This is a genomic window from Burkholderia sp. M6-3, assembly GCF_050858985.1.
Lineage (GTDB): Bacteria > Pseudomonadota > Gammaproteobacteria > Burkholderiales > Burkholderiaceae > Paraburkholderia > Paraburkholderia caledonica.
This window is the reverse complement of the sequence record NZ_CP110090.1, coordinates 788,955-806,908: the sequence shown is the minus strand read 5'-3', so window position 1 is coordinate 806,908 and position 17,954 is coordinate 788,955. Positions and strand designations below refer to the sequence as shown.

The following is a 17,954-nucleotide window of genomic DNA, read 5'->3' as shown; positions in this document are numbered from 1 at the left end:
GGAGATCCTCATGCCCTACAACCGTCGTTCGAAGAACATCACGCAAGGCGTGGCCCGTTCGCCGAACCGCTCGATGTACTACGCACTCGGCTATCAGAAAGAAGATTTCGACAAGCCGATGATCGGCATCGCCAACGGCCATTCGACCATCACGCCGTGCAACGCCGGTCTTCAGCGACTTGCCGACGCAGCCGTGGCCGCCGTCAAGGGCGCGGACGCGAATCCGCAGATCTTCGGCACGCCGACGATTTCTGACGGCATGTCCATGGGCACCGAGGGCATGAAGTACTCGCTCGTGTCGCGCGAAGTCATCGCGGACTGTATCGAAACGTGCGTGCAGGGCCAATGGATGGACGGCGTGGTCGTGATCGGCGGCTGCGACAAGAACATGCCGGGCGGCATGATCGGCCTCGCGCGCATGAACGTGCCGGGCATTTACGTGTATGGCGGCACGATCCGCCCGGGCAACTGGAAAGGCACCGATCTGACGATCGTGTCGTCGTTCGAGGCCGTCGGCGAATTTACAGCGGGCCGGATGTCGCAGGAAGATTTCGAGGGCGTCGAGCGCAATGCGTGCCCGTCGACGGGATCATGCGGCGGCATGTACACCGCCAACACCATGAGCTCGTCGTTCGAGGCGCTCGGCATGTCGCTGCTCTATTCGTCGACGATGGCCAATCCCGACCAGGAAAAGGTCGACTCGGCCGCTGAATCGGCGCGCGTACTTGTTGAAGCCGTCAAGAAAGATCTGAAGCCGCGCGACATCATCACGAAGAAATCGATTGAAAACGCCGTCGCGGTGATCATGGCGACCGGCGGCTCGACCAATGCCGTGCTGCACTTTCTGGCAATCGCGCACGCGGCGGAAGTGGAGTGGACCATCGAGGATTTCGAGCGCATGCGCAAGAAAGTGCCGGTGATCTGCAACCTGAAGCCCTCGGGCCAGTACGTCGCAACAGATCTGCACATAGCCGGCGGCATCCCGCAAGTCATGAAGATCCTGCTCGACGCGGGTCTGCTGCATGGCGACTGCATCACCATCACCGGCAAGACGCTCGCTGAAGAACTGAAGGACGTGCCGTCCAGGCCGCGCGCGGATCAGAAGGTGATCTTTCCGATCGATCAGGCGTTGTACAAGGAAGGCCACCTCGCGATCCTTAAGGGCAACCTGGCCGAAGACGGCGCGGTCGCGAAGATCACGGGCCTGAAGAACCCGGTGATCACAGGTCCGGCCCGCGTATTCGACGACGAGCAAAGCGCGCTTGAAGCGATTCTCGCCGACAAGATCGTTGCCGGCGACGTCGTCGTGTTGCGCTACCTCGGCCCCAAGGGCGGACCAGGCATGCCGGAAATGCTAGCGCCGACTTCGGCGATCATCGGCAAGGGTCTCGGCGAAAGCGTCGGCCTCATCACCGACGGACGCTTTTCAGGCGGCACGTGGGGCATGGTGGTTGGTCACGTCGCACCCGAAGCATTCGTGGGCGGCACGATTGGTCTCGTGCAGGAAGGCGACTCGATCACGATCGACGCGCACAAGCTGCTCTTGCAACTGAATGTCGACGACGCCGAACTTCAGCGCCGCCGCGCCGCATGGCAACAGCCGCAACCGCGTTATACGCGTGGCGTGCTGGCGAAGTACTCGGCCCTTGCACTGCCGGCCAACAAGGGTGCCGTAACCGGCTGAAGCAACGAGCCAGGACCGCACTCGAGGTGACCCGCGAGCCTGAAACCCGGTCAAGCCCTACGTAAAAGCGAAAGGGGCGCACGAAAAACCGTGCGCCCCTTTCCTTTTATAATGTTCTGACCACAAGCCGGGCAACCGCACCGGCGGAGACCAGAATGAAATCAATGTCGTGTACGGTGCTTGCAACGGCTGCTGCATTCGTGGCCATGTCGATCGGCATCAGCCCGGCCGCGCATGCCGAGGCGCCCATGGGACTCGCGCTTGCCCAACAGCAGAACTGCATGAGCTGCCACTCGGTCTCGCGTCCGTTCATGGGGCCGGCACTGCACGATGTCGCCACGAAATATGCCGGCCGCGAAGACGCCGTGATCTACCTGAAGCACAAGATTCTGGACGGCAGCACGGGCGTATGGGGCCCGGTGCCCATGCCCGCGAATACGCAACTTACGCCCGAGCAGGCGGCTGCGCTGGCGGGCTGGGTGCTCACGCTCAAATGATTTCGGCTGATTGATTAGCCTGGCCGCGAGCGGGGCTCGATGCGTCGCGCCACGCTCGCGACGCCGCTGCACCGACTGTCACGCGCCGCCCGATCGCCGGGCAATCTCCGCTTCAACCGCTTCGCGTACCCAACCGGTCATTTGATTCTCAAGAGTCGATACGACTTCGCGCGTGATCTGATCGACGAGACGTGTCGCGTGCTCTTCGACAGCGCTGCGACAGCGTGCTTCGATGACGCCGCGCCCTTCGCCCGCGAGGAATCCCGCGACCCGCTCACGCAGCCCCTCGGCGATGCGTTCGGCATCGATATCGGACTGGCCGTTCGTGTCCACTTCCTGAGCAATATCCGGCGGCACCGTGGCGGCTGCTTCAAAGGGCGGCGGCGGTTCCGTCCGATCAAACGTGGCTGCGGACGCTGCCAGCGCGTCGTCATGCGTGTGGTCGGCTTCGGCCGGAACATGCGGCAGCGATTTGTTCGCGGCATGAGCGTGATCGGCCGTCGAACGCGCCTTATCGGTTACGGCAGCGTTAGCCGAGTTCCCCAAAGGCTGCGGCGCAAGCACCGGCTCCGGCGCACGCGTTTCCTCAGGGGTGAGGACCGGCTGCGGCGCAAGTTCGGGCTCCGCGGAGACGTCCGGCTGACGAAGCGTTTCTGCTTCGCGCAGCGGCGTTTCTGCTGGCGCAGCAGCCGGAGCAGCGGCGCCGGCCTGCGGCTCGCGACGTTGGGCCACATGGCCCGGCACCAGCACCTCGCTTAGAACCGGGATGGAGTTATCGTTGGGATCGGACACCTGCGCCCTCCGTGTTTGAGTCGTAGCGAAAGCAGGCCGCGTATGCGCCGAATCGCATCGACAGGGCACAACGCGACGCGGAGCGGAAACCTAACCGCCCTGCTTGTAGTTGTTCAAAGCATAGCCGCGATCGCGATAGAAGCGGTAGCGTTCGCGGCCCGCAGCGAGCTCGTCGTGTGCGTTACCGACCACTTCCAGCAATCTTTCGAAGCGCGCGAATTGCGCGGGCACGCTCGCGCCCAGATTGAGCAGCACCTGATGATGGGGGACGTCGTCGAGATTCGTGGCCAGCAGGATCGGCGTTTGCGCGGCGACCGGCGTGCCGGCCATGCAGTGCGGCACGAAGTCGAGCGCGGAGAAGGTCCACAGCTGTTCGTCGAAAGCGCGCAGGCGCTCCGGCTCGGCCACGACGATGGTGGGCTGCCCCGCCTGATACGCCTTGCGCACCAGGCGGCATGCATACAGCAGCGAGTCGCCGACGTTCGAGTGAAAGTCGATTCTCGTCATCGGCGACTCCTTCTGGTGCCAGGCGCGATAGCCCGCACACGTGCAACATTACTGCGATGCGTCATTGCGCGGCGCGGTCGATCAGGAACTGCGCGAGGAGCGGCACCGGACGACCTGTCGCTCCCTTCGCCGCTCCGCTCTTCCATGCGGTGCCGGCGATGTCGAGGTGCGCCCACGGATACGCGTCGGTGAAGCGCGACAGAAAGCACGCCGCCGTGACGCTGCCCGCCGGACGCCCGCCGATGTTGGCCAGATCGGCGAAATTCGACTTCAGTTGTTCCTGATACTCGTCGTCGAGCGGCAGGCGCCAGGCCGGGTCGGATGCCTCACGCGATGCGTCGAGCAACTCGCCCGCGAGCGCGTCGTCTTTGGAGAAGAGGCCGCTGTTGTGATGGCCGAGCGCGATGATGCAAGCACCCGTCAGCGTGGCGATGTCGATCACCGCAGCGGGCTTGAAGCGTTCCGCATAAGTGAGCGCGTCGCACAAAATCAGGCGCCCTTCCGCGTCGGTGTTCAGCACTTCGATTGTCAAACCCTTCATGCTGGTGACGATGTCGCCCGGCTTGGTGGCCGTGGCCGAGGGCATGTTCTCGACCGCGGGAATGATGCCCACCACGTTGATGTTCAGGCCCAGTTCTGCGACGGCGCGCAACGTGCCCAGCACCGAACCGGCGCCGCACATGTCGTACTTCATCTCGTCCATGCCTTCGCCTGGCTTGAGCGAAATGCCGCCCGTGTCGAACGTCACGCCTTTGCCGACCAGCACCACCGGCGCGGCCTTCGCGGCGCCGCCCTGGTACTGCAGCACGATGAACTGCGCGGGTTCGACCGAGCCGGCCGTGACCGACAGGAACGAGCCCATCTTCAGCGCTTCGCACTGTTTTTCGCCGAGCACTTCGACCTTCAGCTTCCAGTCTTTGGCAAGCTTCTTCGCCGTGTTCGCGAGATAGGTCGGCGTGCAGACGTTGCTCGGCAGATTGCCGAGGTCGCGCGTGAGATCCATGCCGTTGGCAAGCGCCGCGCCCTGCTTTGCCGCGAGCTTGGCGGCTTTCTCGTCGCCGGTATTCACGCTGAAGACAATGCGCTTCAGTGCGCGCGCAGCGTTGTCCGGCTTGCTCTTCATTTGCGTGAACTTATAGGTCAGTTCGCGCAGCGCGAGGATCGCGGCGCGCACGCCCCAGTCGGCCGTACGCTCGAGGATAGGCAGTTGGGCCAGCGTGAAGGTGACCTGCACGATCTTCGTGGCGAGCAGCGCGCGCCACGCAGCGCGCACGGCTTCGCCATAAGCTTTCTGGCTGAAAGCGTCCTGTTTGCCGAGGCCTACGAGCAGCACACGCGACGCGCCGATACCCGAGACTTCGTGCAGGAACAGCGTGGTGCCCGCTTTGCCGTCCATGTCGCCCGCCTTGATGATGCGGGTCAGGAGGCCCTTGGTGGCCGCGTCGATCTCAAGTGCCGCGCCCGAGAGCGTTTGCGACTCGAACACGCCGATTACGATGCAATCGGATTTCCCGGTGAGGAAACCGTTTGACGAGCCTTTGGTCCAATCACAGGCTTTTATGCTAAAGTCCATCGCGCTTGTCCTCGGATAAAATCTGGGCTTAGGATGAAAGCCGCAATTATCCGCTATTTTTCCCGCGGCGGCTGCACCGGAGGCGTGACGGGAAGCAACCCGCGCGTCGCTGAGAGCGCCCCCTCTCGTCATCAATAATGATCTTCGAACGCTCCCTCCAGCGCGAACTCGCGTATACGGCTGGTGCCGTGTTCATGGTTCTCCTCACGCTCGTGCTGACCACGATGATGATCCGCATCGTCGGCTTCGCGGCGCAGGGCGAAATCGACCCGCGCGACGTGCTGGTCCTGATCGGGCTGACCGTGATCGGCTATCTGGCCATCATGCTCGTCGCCACGCTGTTCGTGTCGATTCTGTTTGTGCTGACACGCTGGTACAAAGACTCCGAGATGGTCGTGTGGCTGTCGTCAGGCGTGAGTCTCACGCGGTTCATCAAGCCGATTGGCATCTTCGCCACGCCGATCATCATTCTCATCATGTTCTTCGTGTTCGTCGGCTGGCCGTGGTCCAATCAGCAGAGCAAACTGATCCGCGCGCGTTTCCAACAGCGCGACGAAGTTTCGCTGCTCGCGCCCGGCCAGTTCCGCGAATCGGCGAGCACTCACCGCGTGTTCTTCATCGAGAAGATGTCGCCCGACCAGGGCCATGTCGAGAACGTGTTCGTGACGAGCACGGAGAACGGCAAGGTCAACGTGGTCGTGTCCAAGAACGGCCACACCGAAACGCATAAGAACGGCGACCGCTTCGTGGTTCTGGAAAACGGCCGCCGCTATGAGGGCGAACCGGGACACCCGGATTTCCGCATCATGGAGTTCGAGCGCTACGGCGTCAAAATCGAGAGCCAGCCGGTCGTCAATACGACGAGCACCACCGGCACGCCCACGCTCACGCTGCTGCGCAATCCGACGAGAGAAAATCTTGCGGAGTTCGCATGGCGCGCCGGTCTGCCGCTCATCGCGATCAACCTGATGCTGCTCGCCATTCCGCTTGCGCATCAGAACCCGCGGCGCAGCCGCACGATCAATCTTGTCATGGCCGTGCTGATCTATCTGACCTATTCGAATCTGTTGAACGTTGTCCAGTCGTGGATCGAGCAAGGCAAGATGTCGTTCGGGGTTGGACTCGTGAGTCTGCATGTGATCGTGGCCGCGGTTGTCGCGTTCATCTTCTGGCTGCGCGTGCGCAACCGGCCGCTGTTCACGCGAGCCATGTTCACCCGTTCGCAGGGAGCGTGACCGATGCGCATCTATGAAAGGTACTTCGCGCGTCAGATCTATCTCACGTTCATCTTCATTCTGTTCGCGTTTTCGGGCCTGTTCTTCTTCTTCGACCTGATTAACGAACTGAACTCGGTCGGCCACGGCAACTATAAATTCCAGTACGCGGTACTGCGCGTCGCGCTCCAAACGCCGTCGCGCTTCTACGAAATCATTCCGGTTGCCGCGTTGATCAGCGCGATCTACGTGTTCGCGCAAATGGCGGCGAACTCCGAGTACACGATTTTCCGCGTATCCGGGCTTGCCACCAATCAGGCATTGCGCTCTCTGCTGAAAATCGGCATTCCGCTCGTGTTTCTCACGTATCTGATCGGCGAGGTGGTCGGTCCGTATACGGATCAGTTATCGGAACGTGTGCGGCTGGAGGCGCTGGGGTCGTCGGTATCGAGCAACTTCCAGTCGGGCGTGTGGGTGAAAGATACGCTCATGGCGCGCGCGGACGGCGAGCAGGTCACGCGCTTCGTGAACGTCGGCGAACTGAAGCCGGACGCGACAATCAGTAACGTACGGATTTACGAGTTCGATTCGAAGTTCCGGCTCTCGAATGTGCGCATTGCGAAAACCGGCGTGTATCAGCCGCCGGGGCATTGGCAATTGACCGGCGTAACCGATACACAGTTAATCGACGTGCCGCCGCCTCCGGGCACGCCGGCCGACGCGCTCAATCCTGTGTATCGTGCAAAGCAGGTTGCGCTGCCTGAATATTCGTTGCGCTCAGAGCTCACGCCGCAGATTCTCTCGGTGCTGCTCGTGTCGCCGGATCGCATGTCGATGTTCAATCTGTTCCGCTACATCCAGCATCTGACCGAGAATCATCAGGACACGCAGCGTTACGAGATCGCGCTGTGGCGCAAGGTGCTGTATCCGTTTGCCGTGTTCGTCATGCTGGTGCTGTCGCTGCCCTTCGCGTATCTGCATACGCGGGCCGGCGTGGTCGGCATGAAGGTGTTCGGCGGGATCATGCTGGGCATGAGCTTCCAGTTGTTCAACACGCTGTTCTCGCATATCGGCACGCTCAACACCTGGCCCGCGCCGCTAACGGCGGCAACACCGGGGCTGGTGTATCTGGTGCTGGGTCTCGTCGGGTTGAAATGGGTTGACCGGCACTAGGAGCCTTTGTCATGGCTACGCATGGATTGGTGTTGTTCGGGCATGGCGCGAGAGATGCGCGCTGGCGCGAGCCGTTTGAGCGGCTGGCGCAGAAGTTGATAGCCGCACGAGCGCACGACGAAGAGGCGCAGGCAGTGAGCCTCGCCTTTCTGGAATTGATGGAACCGGATTTGCCCACGGCTATCGGACAGCTTGCTACGCAAGGTTGCGCGCTCGTCACCGTGGTGCCCGTGTTCTTCGGGCAAGGCGGACATATCAGGAAGGACCTGCCCGAGTTAATCGAGCGGTGCCGCGGGCTGTACCCGGCTGTCGAAATTCGCTGTGCGGTAGCGGTCGGCGAGGACGAAGCGGTTCTGGACGCAGTCGCCGCGTATTGTTTGCGGCAGGTTTGATAACGCTGTTCGCGCCGCCCATTGGGGCGACACGTTCGGACCGGGCAGAGCGGCGCCTTGAGTCGGCAACGCAGTCGAAAACCTAAGCCGCCACTAACATCCCATTCGCAGACCGAAGCGCGCTGACCTGCCGCTCCGCAAACGCCTCTCCAATCATCACCAAACTCGGCTGCGAAGCATCCACCCATCGTTGCGCTTCGCCAGCAGCAAGCTTTTCGAGCGTCAGCGTCAACATCCGCTCACGCTCGGTACTGCAGGCCTCGACAATCGCGACAGGCGTGGAAACCGGCTTGCCTGCATCGATCAATTGCTGCGCGATTTCAACGCTGCTATCGCGGCCCATGTAAAACACGAGCGAATCGGCGTTCACCTGTTCGCGGATTTCATCGGAACCCGGCGCGCGGCTGAACGTCGCCAGCGCGACACTGCGCGATACGCCGCGCAACGTCAGCGAGCGCTTCAGCGAGGCCGCGCTTGCCAGCGCCGCCGTAATGCCGGGCACGACCTCATATTCGATGCCGGCCGCCTCGAGAGCGCGCATCTCCTCATCGGCGCGACCGAACAGCATCGGATCGCCGCCCTTCAGGCGGACCACCACCTCGTGCTCCAACGCGGCATCCACGATCTGCTTGTTGATGAACTGCTGCGCCGTCGATAGTTGCCCGCAGCGCTTGCCCACCGCAATCCGGCGCGCGCTGGACGGCGCGTAATCGAGCATCGCGGGCTCCACCAGCGCGTCGTGCAGGACCACATCGGCGGTCGCGAGCAGCCGCGCGCCGCGCACCGTAATCAGGTCCGCAGCGCCCGGTCCAGCACCGATCAGATAAACCTTACCCATTTGCCTCAGCCTGTTCGTCAGGGGCGTTCGCGGTGCGCGGCTGCCAATCATTTACGCGGAAAACGCCCGGATCATCCCGGCCGCGACCGTGTGATGCGTCGCTTCGTCGATCAGCACGAAGGCGCCCGTGCCCTGGTGCGAGTCATACACGTCGCACACCAACGGCTTCTGCAACGTCAACGCTACGCGGCCGATATCGTTCATCGCCAGTTCGCGGCGATCGGTCGACTGCGACAGCGTATGCACGTCGAGCACTTCCTTGATCGCGCCGATGCGCGCGAACACCGTATTGGTGGTCTGCTTCAGCAGATACTTGCGCTGCGTGGAAAGCGGCGTGTCGTCGAACCAGCACAGGTCGGCTTCGAGTTTCTTCGCCGGCTCCGGAGCCGCTTCGCGCAAAACGAACGTATCGCCGCGCGACACGTCCACGTCTTCCGCGAGACGGATCGTCACCGTTTGACCGGCGAACGCGCGATCCACCTGCGCCGTGCCGCCGACCACCGGCGCGATGATCTCCGCAACCGTCGCTTCGCGGTTGGCCGGCAACACGACGATCGTGTCGCCCACCTTGACCTCACCCGCTTCCACACGGCCCATGTAGCCGCGGAAATCGTCGGCCTGGCTGCCGTCCTGACGCGCGACCCATTGCACCGGGAAACGCAGCGCCTGGCCCGTCGGCACTTCGACCGGCAACGCTTCGAGCAGATCGAGCAGCGGCTCGCCTGCATACCACGGCATGCTTTCGCTCGCCGTCACGATGTTGTCGCCCTTCAGCGCCGACACCGGCACGAAGCGCACGTTGCTCAAGCCGAGTTGGCGCGCGAGATCGACATACGCGTCGCGGATCTCGTTGAACCGCGCTTCGCTGTATTCGACCAGATCCATCTTGTTGATGGCAACGATCACGTGCTGCAAGCCGAGCAGCTTGACGATCGCGCTATGACGCTTGGTTTGCGGCAGCAATTGCGCGACGCCGTCGACGAACGTCACCCGCGTTGCGTCGACCAGAATGATCGCCGCGTGCGCGGTCGACGCGCCCGTCACCATGTTGCGCGTGTACTGCTCGTGGCCCGGCGTATCGGCGATGATGAACTTGCGCTTCGCGGTCGCGAAGTAACGATAGGCGACGTCGATCGTAATGCCCTGCTCGCGCTCGGCTTCGAGGCCGTCGGTCAGCAGCGACAGATCGATTTCGTCGCCCACGGTACGCTTATTCTTGGCGCGCGACAGTGCGGAAAGCTGATCGCTCAAAACGGCTTTGCTGTCGTACAGCAGGCGGCCGATCAACGTGCTCTTGCCGTCGTCCACGCTGCCAGCGGTAATGAAGCGAAGCACGCCGAGGTCTTCCGGTTGATGAATATTCATGATTGCATTGCCTCGTGTGCTTAGAAATAACCCTGCTTCTTACGCTGTTCCATCGCGGCTTCGGAGACCTGATCGTCCATCCGCGTCGCGCCGCGTTCCGTGATTTCCGTCACGGCCGTTTCGGCGATGATCTTCTCCAGATCGTCCGCGTCGCTCTCGACCGGGCACGTGCAGCTAATGTCGCCCACGGTGCGGAAGCGCACTTGTGCCGTTTCGCTGACTTCGCCTTCGCGCATCGGCGTGAGCGGCGTGACCGGCACGAGCAGGCCATTGCGTCGCACGATCTCGCGTTGATGCGCGTAGTAGATCGACGGCAGTTCGAGCTTTTCGCGAGCGATGTATTGCCACACGTCGAGTTCGGTCCAGTTCGAGATCGGGAACACACGCAGATGCTCGCCGTTGTGCAGACGGGCGTTATACAGGCTCCACAGTTCCGGGCGCTGCGCTTTCGGATCCCATTGGCCGAACTCATCGCGGAACGAGAAAATTCGCTCTTTCGCACGGGCTTTCTCTTCGTCACGGCGCGCGCCGCCGATCAGCGCGGTATAGCCGTGCTGTTCGATCGTTTCGAGCAGCGTTACGGCTTGCGCCGCGTTGCGCGAATCCGTTTCGCGGCGCAAACGCACCGTGCCGCGCTTGATCGAATCTTCAACGTGGCCGACCACCAGTTCCGCGCCGATCTCTTTAGCGCGACGGTCGCGGAAGTCAATGACTTCGTCGTAATTATGGCCGGTGTCGATATGCACGAGCGGGAACGGCAACACGGTCTTGCGATTTGCGCCGATGCCGAAGGCCTTTAGCGCGAGCGCGAGCACGACGACCGAGTCCTTGCCGCCCGAGAACAGCAACGCGGGCTTGCTGCATTCGGCAACCAGTTCGCGCAGGATGTGAATCGACTCGGCTTCGAGCCAATCGAGGTGATCCATCCGGTTCGCCGTGTTGGCAAGCGGAGCGTTGACAGTGGAATCGAGCGTGGTGCTCATGTTTGGGTCCTTCGTTGATTCGCTTGTCGAGCGGTTGCCCGTGAAAGCGCTGATATTCAATTCGGTATGTGCGGCGTGAAGTGGCAAAGCCAAGTCTTCGACGCAACACAATTCAGGCAATGCGTCAGGCCGGAGCGTTCTCGCCGCGGTCGACTGCAATCGGCGTAATCGTCGTGATATGGAGTCCGCATTCCTTCGTATCGCGCGATTCCCACCACCAGCGTCCGGCCCGGCTATCTTCGCCCGGACGCACCGCACGCGTGCAAGGCTCGCAGCCAATGCTCGGATAACCGCGCGCATGCAGCGGATTCACCGGCACGTCGAAGGCTTTCAGATAGTCCCAGACCTCAGCCTCGGTCCAGTCGGTCAGCGGATTGAACTTCGCGATGTTGCGCGCGACGTCGTGTTCTTCCTCGTGCAATTCGGCACGCGTCACCGACTGCTCCCGACGCTGGCCCGTCACCCACGCGCTGACGTCCGACAGCGCACGGTTCAACGGCTCGACCTTGCGGATTTCGCAGCAGCGCTTGCGCAGATCGACGCTCTCATAGAAAGCATTCAGCCCATGCGACGCGACGTATTCGTCAATCGCGGCAGCCTGCGGATGAAACTGCTCGATGTCGTAGCCATAGCGCTCTTTCACACGATCGATCATGCCGAGCGTCTCGGCATGCAAGCGGCCCGTATTCAGCGAGAAGATGCCGATCTTCACGCCGCGCGACAAAATCGCATGCGTCAGCAACATGTCTTCAGCGGCGAGACTGCTTGCGAGCTTCACGTTCGAGTGACGAGCGGCGATCGAATCGAGCAGCGCGTCAAGGCGCTCGACCTTCGCGGCGAGTTCCGGTGTGAGCGATTGCAACGAGGCGGCGCTCATGCCGAAACCTTTTGCGAAGCAGAGGCCGAAGCAGCGCGGCGGCGGAACAGCGGCGCCGGCTCGTCGAACGCGCCCTGGTATTGCACAGTGAAATCGTCGAATGCTTTCAGCGCGTCGCTGATGTCCTTGTCCGCGCGCACCGCAAAAGCGTCGAAGCCGCAACGGAACATCAAACGCACCTGGTCGCGCAGCACGTCGCCGATCGCGCGCAGTTCGCCCTTGTAGCCATAACGCTCACGCAGCAGGCGGCCGATGCTGTAGCCGCGGCCGTCACGGAACACCGGGAAGTCCACGGCGATCACTGCAAGCTTGTCGAAGTCGCCGGCAATGTCCGCCGGCTCGCTGTCCGGCGCGAGCCACACGCCCAGTTCAGCGGCGCTGCGCGAAGCGCTCAACGCATCGCGCTCTGCCTTCCACAACGCGAGCGGCACCAGCACGCGGCCAGCCGGCAGTTCGTTCACCGCGGGCAGCGAGCCGTCTTCCGCCGGGCGCACGAGCGTCCAGTCATCGTTGACGATCGCGCGGTTCTTGATGATAGAAGCCATCTGTTCTTTATCCTTTGCGCGGTTACGCGTGAGCCGGTTGACGCGACGCGTACACGCGTTCCTTGAACGGAGCCATGCCGATGCGGGTGTACGTGTCGATGAAACGCTCGCCTTCGTGGCGGTTTTCAACGAACGTGTCGATCACCTTCGTCATCACGTCCGGCATTTCTTCCGCCGAGAACGACGGGCCAATCACGCGGCCCAGCTGAGCGCCGCTTGCGCCTGTACCCTGCTCGCCGCCGAGCGTCACCTGATACCACTCCGAGCCGTCCTTATCGACGCCCAGAATGCCGATATTGCCGACGTGGTGATGACCGCAAGCGTTGATGCAACCCGAGATGTTCAGCGATACGTCGCCCAGGTCGTACACGTAATCGAGATCGTTGAAACGTTCCTGGATGGCGAGCGCAATCGGAATCGACTTCGCATTCGCGAGCGAGCAGAAGTCGCCTCCCGGGCACGCGATGATGTCGGTCAGCAAGCCGATGTTCGGCGTTGCGAAACCTTGTGCCTTGGCCTTTTCCCACAACGCGAACAGGTCGCGCTTTTTGACGTTCGCGAGAATCAGATTCTGTTCGTGCGACACGCGGATCTCGCCCAGCGAGTACTCGTCGGCCCAATCGGCGACCGCTTCCATTTGCGCGTCGGTGGCGTCGCCCGGCGCGACCACGCCGTTCTTCAGCGACAGCGTGACCGCTGCATAGCCCGAAACCTTATGCGGACGCACATTGCGCTCGACCCAGCGGGCGAACGCGCGGTTTTCCAGCAGATGCTTTTCGAACGAAGCGTCCGTATCGGCCAGCTTCTCGTACACCGGCGGCTGGAAGTATTGCGACACGCGATCCAACTCGGCCTGCGTGAGCGTCGAAGGGCCGTCCTTCAGGTGCTGCCATTCTTCCTCGACCTGCGCGGCGAACTTCTCCGGGGAGAGCGCCTTCACGAGAATCTTGATGCGCGCCTTGTACATGTTGTCGCGGCGGCCGTAGCGGTTGTACACACGCAGCACGGCTTCGCTGTACGTCAGCAGGTGTTGCCATGGCAAGTCTTTGCGGATCACCGCGCCGACGATCGGCGTGCGGCCCAGACCGCCGCCCGCCAGAATGTCGACCACGAGTTCGCCCTGAGCATTGCGCTTCACATACACGCCCATGTCATGAATCTGCACGGCGGCCCGGTCTTCGTGCGAACCGGACACGGCGATCTTGAACTTGCGCGGCAGCCACGCGAATTCGGGGTGGAACGTCGACCATTGACGCAGAATTTCCGCCCAGGGACGCGGATCGACGAATTCGTCCGGCGCCACGCCCGCGAACTGATCGGCGGTGATGTTGCGGATGCAGTTGCCTGAGGTCTGAATGCCGTGCATCTGCACCGACGCGAGCTTGCGCAGAATCTCCGGCGTTTCCTCGAGCTTGATCCAGTTGTACTGGATGTTCGACCGTGTGGAGAAGTGGCCGTAGCCCCGGTCGTGCTCGCGCGCGATCTGCGCGAGCATGCGAAGCTGGTTGCTGCGCAGATTGCCGTACGGAATCGCGATGCGGTGCATGTACGCGTGGCGCTGGTAGTACAGGCCATTCTGCAGACGCAGCGGACGGAACTCCTCTTCGCTCAATTCGCCCGACAAACGGCGGCGAACCTGATCGGCGTACTGCGCGACCCGTTCATCGACGATGGTCTGGTCGTACTGATCGTATTGGTACATTCGGGGACCCCAATTTTTTTGCGTTACCGCGTGACACGAGGCGATCCGGTTTCGCCGCGCTCTGAACATCCGTGTTTGTCAGCTAGATCGAGTCAGGGTTTAGACCTATCTCTCATTTGCTTATAACAAATACAGATATCCATATTGAAAAAGATGGACAGATCGTAATAAACTCGCCTTATATTTCAAACGACTAAAAAATTCTTTTGATATGCGGAGAGGTTATATATGAACCTGCATCAGTTCCGCTTCGTCCGCGAGGCTGTGCGGCAGAACTTCAACCTGACCGAAGCAGCCAAGGCGCTGTATACAAGCCAGCCAGGCGTTTCGAAGGCGATCATCGAGCTCGAGGACGAACTGGGCGTCGAAATCTTCACCCGTCACGGCAAGCGCGTTCGTTCGCTCACGGAGCCGGGCCGGATCATTCTTCAGTCGGTTGAGCGGATCTTGCAGGAAGTGGAGAGCCTGAAGCGCGTCGGCAAGGACTACGCGGCGCAGGACCAAGGCAACCTCGTGATCGCCGCCACGCATACCCAGGCGCGCTACTCGCTGCCCTCCGCCATTGCGGAATTCAAGAAACGCTTTCCAAAGGTTCACCTTTCGATACTGCAAGGGAGCCCGACGCAGGTCGCCGAGATGGTGCTGCACGACCAGGCGGACCTCGCCATCGCGACGGAAGCGATCGCCAACTATAAGGAACTGGTCTCGCTGCCGTGTTTTCAGTGGCACCACGTGGCGGTGATGCAACCCGACCATCCTCTGCTCGACCGCAAACTTCTGTCGCTGGACGATCTGACCCAATATCCGCTGATTACTTACGACAACGCGTTCGCCGGCCGCACCAAGATCAACGAGGCGTTCCGCCTGCGCGGGCTGGTTCCGGACATCGTGCTGGAGGCCATCGACGCCGACGTGATCAAGACCTACGTGGAACTGGGCCTCGGCGTCGGCATCATGGCTGACATTGCATTCAACGCCGAGCGCGACCGCCATTTGCGGGCAATGCCGGTCGGCCACCTCTTCGGCAGCAATGTGACGCGAGTCGCGCTCAAACAGGGCGCGTATCTGCGCAGCTATGTGTACACGCTCGTCGAACTGCTGTCGCCGAGCATGAACCGCAAGCTGATCGAACAGGCGCTCAAGGGCGAACACGAAACCTACGAACTCTGAACTCACAACCGCTTCCTGCTATCCCGCTACGGAGACCCATCGATGACGTCGCATAACAACAAACTTCGCGGCCTCGCCGCTCTCGGCGCTCTTTTGTTCGCCACCGCCGCACACGCCGACATCAAGGTCGGCATCGATCTGTCGAGCACCGGCCCCGCCGCGGTGATCGGCATTACGAGCAAGAACGCCATGCTGATGTGGCCGGCCACCATCGCCGGCCAGAAAGCCGACTACATTTTCCTCGACGACGCCTCCGACCCCGGCGCCGCCGTTCGCAACATCCGTAAGCTGATCAACGAAGATCACGTCGACGTAATCGTCGGCCCGAACATCACGCCCGCGGCGATGGCCGCGCTCGATCCGGTCGCCGAAAGCCAGACGCCGATGATCACGCTGATCGGCTCGGCGAGCGTCGTGGAGCCGCAGGAAGGCAAGAAGGTGTGGGCGTACAAGATGGCGCAGACCGACAGCGCGATGGCCGACGTGATGACGCGCTACATGTCGAATCACAACGTGAAGACAGTCGGCTTCATTGGTTTCGCGGACGGCTACGGCGAGAGCTGGCTCAACGAGTTCAGCAAATTCGCGGCGCTGCGCCATATTCAACTGGTCGCGACCGAGCGCTATAACCGCACCGACGCTAGCGTGACCGGCCAGGTTCTCAAGCTGATGGCCGCGAAACCCGACGCGATTCTGATTGCAGGCGCAGGCACGCCGACCGTGTTGCCGCAGCGCACGCTGATCGAGCGCGGTTTCAAGGGGCCGATCTACCAGACGCATGGCATCGCGACGCCGGAATTCATCAAGCTCGGCGGCAAGGACGTGGAAGGCACGCTGTTCCCGACGCAGCCGGTCGTCGTCGCGCGCACGTTGCCGGCCGATCATCCGGCGAAAAAGGCGGCGCTCGCGTTCGCGAACGAGTACGAGGCGAAGTACGGGCCAGGCAGCGTCACGCAATTCGCGGGCGATGCAGCGGGCGTCTATCCGCGTTTGCAGGATGCCGTGACGCGCGCGCTCAAGACCGCGCAGCCGGGCACGGAAGCTTTCCGCGTGGCGTTGCGCAACGAACTGGAACACGCGCATGAACTGGTGGTGCCGAACGGCGTCGTTAATACGAGCGCGAAGGACCACGTGGGGCTGGATCAGCGCGCGAGCGTGATGGGCATCATCAGGAATGGCAAGTTCGTTTATCTGAGTCAGTAAGCCTTTTCTGGGCGCGCGAACGCTCGAGGGGCGCCGCGGGCTGGGTCTCGCGCGCCGCAACCTCCGTGTACCATGCTGACGGCCAGCTTGCGGTGAGCGCGGGCTCAGGCTAACTTGCCGATTGCGCGATGAGCGCGCGGCGCGCCCGTGCCTCAAGCCACCGCCTCGGGCCACCGCCGAATCCGCGTGTATCGCCAATCCGTGAAGTCCGTCAGATCGCGCATGCTAAAGACCAGAAAACGCATCATCATCGCCGCCGCGGTGGCCGTCGTAATTCTCGCCATCGCGATAGCTCAGGCGATCAGAAAGCGCGAGACGCCCGCCGCCGCCGCGGACACGGCATCTTCCGTGATCGAATTCTCTCCCGACGATCTCACCACTGTGAGCCGCCGCTCGCTCGTCCAGACGCTGCCTCTTACCGGCTCATTGCGCGCCGTCACCCAAGCCGCCGTCAAATCGAAAGTCGCCGGGTCGGTACTCGAAGTCGCCGTGCGCGAAGGCGACGCGGTGCAGAGCGGCCAGATTCTTGCAAAGATCGATGCGCGCGACTACGTGGCGCGCGCCGAGCAAAGCCGCGGTCAGATGGCCGCGATGGTGGGGCAACTGGACATTGCAAGGCAAACGCTCGAAAACAATCGCGTGCTGGTGGAGAAAGGCTTCATTTCGAAGAACGCGTTCGACACTGCGCAAAGCCAGTACGAGATCGCGCGTGCGAATCTCGATGCGGCGCGCGCGGCGCTCGCGTCGTCGAATCTATCGCTCGCCGACACTGTGGTGCGCTCGCCGCTCAACGGGCAAATTGCGTCGCGTTCGGTCGAGCCAGGCGAAAAGGTCGCCGTGGATACCAAGCTCTTTGACGTGGTGGATCTGCGCACACTCGAACTCGAAGCGCCGGTGCCGGTCGGCGAGATCGGCCGCGTACGGATCGGCCAACCGGTGCAGATCATGTTCGACGGCATCGACGGACCGGTACAAGGCGCAATCACTCGCATCAATCCAGCCGCGCAGCCCGGTTCGCGCTCGATCATGGTGTATGTCCGGGTGGCGAATCCTTCGGGCACATTGCGCGTGGGCATGTTCGGCACCGGCACGATCTCGGTCGGCAGCAGGGAAAACGTGCTGGCAGTGCCCGCCACCGCCGTGCGTACCGACGCCGCGCGCCATAGCGTCTATGCGCTCGTCAGCGGCAAACTCGTGGAACAACAGTTGCAGACCGGAATCACCGGCGACGCCGACGGCGGCACGTGGACCGAGATCGTCGGCGGCCCGCTAACACCCGGCCAGCAGATCGTGAAGAACAATCTCGGCTCGTTGCGCATCGGCAGCACCGTGCATATGGTGCCCGCGCCGGGAGCCACGGCGCCTGCATCCAGGCCAGTTTCAATTCCAGTCCCGGCGCCGGCGACCGGCGCGCCCGGCTCCGGCCAGCGCTGAGCGGA

17 protein-coding genes are annotated in these 17,954 nt (G+C 62.3%); 8 read left to right on the top strand and 9 right to left on the bottom strand.

From position 1 onward, the window contains the following. Nucleotides 1–10 precede the first annotated feature (10 nt). Nucleotides 11–1,684, top strand: coding sequence for a dihydroxy-acid dehydratase (ilvD, locus tag OH764_RS03495; RefSeq protein ID WP_498848034.1), 1,674 nt, complete (start codon nucleotides 11–13; stop codon nucleotides 1,682–1,684). Nucleotides 1,685–1,839: 155 nt separating this feature from the next. Next, on the top strand, nucleotides 1,840–2,181 hold the full coding sequence (locus tag OH764_RS03490) for a c-type cytochrome (RefSeq protein ID WP_498848033.1): 342 nt from the start codon (nucleotides 1,840–1,842) through the stop codon (nucleotides 2,179–2,181). 78 nt (nucleotides 2,182–2,259) lie between these two features. On the opposite strand, the gene OH764_RS03485 is transcribed toward OH764_RS03490, so the two are convergent. From OH764_RS03485 to OH764_RS03475, 3 genes are all read right to left on the bottom strand, one after another. Further along, nucleotides 2,260–2,973 carry a DUF2486 family protein gene (locus tag OH764_RS03485; protein WP_498848032.1) on the bottom strand — a complete coding sequence of 238 codons (714 nt, stop codon included), beginning with the start codon at nucleotides 2,971–2,973 and terminating at the stop codon, nucleotides 2,260–2,262. Between the two features lie 90 nt (nucleotides 2,974–3,063). Then, nucleotides 3,064–3,480 carry a DNA polymerase III subunit chi gene (locus OH764_RS03480; protein ID WP_498848031.1) on the bottom strand — a complete coding sequence of 139 codons (417 nt, stop codon included), beginning with the start codon at nucleotides 3,478–3,480 and terminating at the stop codon, nucleotides 3,064–3,066. Nucleotides 3,481–3,541: 61 nt separating this feature from the next. Continuing rightward, nucleotides 3,542–5,053, bottom strand: a complete 1,512-nt coding sequence (locus tag OH764_RS03475; RefSeq protein ID WP_498848030.1) for a M17 family metallopeptidase — start codon at nucleotides 5,051–5,053, stop codon at nucleotides 3,542–3,544. 137 nt (nucleotides 5,054–5,190) lie between these two features. On the opposite strand from OH764_RS03475, the gene lptF reads away from it, so the two are divergent. The 3 genes from lptF to OH764_RS03460 are packed head-to-tail and all read left to right on the top strand — an operon-like array spanning nucleotide 5,191 to nucleotide 7,832. Further along, entirely contained in the window at nucleotides 5,191–6,288 is a 1,098-nt protein-coding gene (gene lptF, locus OH764_RS03470; RefSeq protein ID WP_027775702.1) for an LPS export ABC transporter permease LptF, read from the top strand. 3 nt (nucleotides 6,289–6,291) lie between these two features. Beyond that, nucleotides 6,292–7,440, top strand: a complete 1,149-nt coding sequence (gene lptG, locus OH764_RS03465) for an LPS export ABC transporter permease LptG (protein ID WP_317020998.1) — start codon at nucleotides 6,292–6,294, stop codon at nucleotides 7,438–7,440. A gap of 11 nt (nucleotides 7,441–7,451) precedes the next feature. Then, the gene (locus OH764_RS03460) at nucleotides 7,452–7,832 is read left to right on the top strand and encodes a sirohydrochlorin chelatase (RefSeq protein ID WP_498848029.1); all 381 of its coding nucleotides are present in this window, start codon (nucleotides 7,452–7,454) and stop codon (nucleotides 7,830–7,832) included. Nucleotides 7,833–7,914: 82 nt separating this feature from the next. Here OH764_RS03460 and cobA read toward each other — a convergent pair whose 3' ends face one another. The 6 genes from cobA to OH764_RS03430 all read right to left on the bottom strand — a co-directional run bounded on the left by cobA (nucleotide 7,915) and on the right by OH764_RS03430 (nucleotide 14,142). Further along, nucleotides 7,915–8,670, bottom strand: a complete 756-nt coding sequence (gene cobA, locus OH764_RS03455; protein WP_498848028.1) for a uroporphyrinogen-III C-methyltransferase — start codon at nucleotides 8,668–8,670, stop codon at nucleotides 7,915–7,917. Nucleotides 8,671–8,721: 51 nt separating this feature from the next. Then, nucleotides 8,722–10,038, bottom strand: coding sequence for a sulfate adenylyltransferase subunit 1 (locus tag OH764_RS03450; RefSeq protein WP_027804174.1), 1,317 nt, complete (start codon nucleotides 10,036–10,038; stop codon nucleotides 8,722–8,724). A 17-nt stretch (nucleotides 10,039–10,055) separates the two neighbouring features. After that, complete coding sequence (gene cysD, locus OH764_RS03445; protein ID WP_027775707.1) at nucleotides 10,056–11,018, bottom strand: sulfate adenylyltransferase subunit CysD; 963 nt, start codon at nucleotides 11,016–11,018, stop codon at nucleotides 10,056–10,058. A gap of 124 nt (nucleotides 11,019–11,142) precedes the next feature. Then, nucleotides 11,143–11,895 carry an adenylyl/phosphoadenylyl-sulfate reductase gene (locus OH764_RS03440; RefSeq protein ID WP_498848027.1) on the bottom strand — a complete coding sequence of 251 codons (753 nt, stop codon included), beginning with the start codon at nucleotides 11,893–11,895 and terminating at the stop codon, nucleotides 11,143–11,145. Further along, nucleotides 11,892–12,440, bottom strand: coding sequence for a DUF934 domain-containing protein (locus tag OH764_RS03435; protein ID WP_498848026.1), 549 nt, complete (start codon nucleotides 12,438–12,440; stop codon nucleotides 11,892–11,894). Before OH764_RS03435 ends, OH764_RS03440 begins: the two co-directional genes overlap by 4 nt. A 22-nt stretch (nucleotides 12,441–12,462) precedes the next feature. Beyond that, on the bottom strand, nucleotides 12,463–14,142 hold the full coding sequence (locus OH764_RS03430; protein WP_498848025.1) for a nitrite/sulfite reductase: 1,680 nt from the start codon (nucleotides 14,140–14,142) through the stop codon (nucleotides 12,463–12,465). A gap of 228 nt (nucleotides 14,143–14,370) precedes the next feature. Between OH764_RS03430 and OH764_RS03425 the strand changes: the two genes are divergently transcribed. The 3 genes from OH764_RS03425 (at nucleotide 14,371) to OH764_RS03415 (ending at nucleotide 17,949) form a co-directional block, all read left to right on the top strand. Next, complete coding sequence (locus tag OH764_RS03425; protein WP_498848024.1) at nucleotides 14,371–15,312, top strand: CysB family HTH-type transcriptional regulator; 942 nt, start codon at nucleotides 14,371–14,373, stop codon at nucleotides 15,310–15,312. A 42-nt stretch (nucleotides 15,313–15,354) separates the two neighbouring features. Next, the gene (locus OH764_RS03420; protein WP_087751380.1) at nucleotides 15,355–16,515 is read left to right on the top strand and encodes an ABC transporter substrate-binding protein; all 1,161 of its coding nucleotides are present in this window, start codon (nucleotides 15,355–15,357) and stop codon (nucleotides 16,513–16,515) included. Nucleotides 16,516–16,737: 222 nt separating this feature from the next. Continuing rightward, nucleotides 16,738–17,949 (top strand): efflux RND transporter periplasmic adaptor subunit, encoded by a 1,212-nt coding sequence (locus tag OH764_RS03415; RefSeq protein WP_498848023.1) that lies wholly within the window; start codon nucleotides 16,738–16,740, stop codon nucleotides 17,947–17,949. The last annotated feature ends 5 nt before the right edge of the window (nucleotides 17,950–17,954 follow it).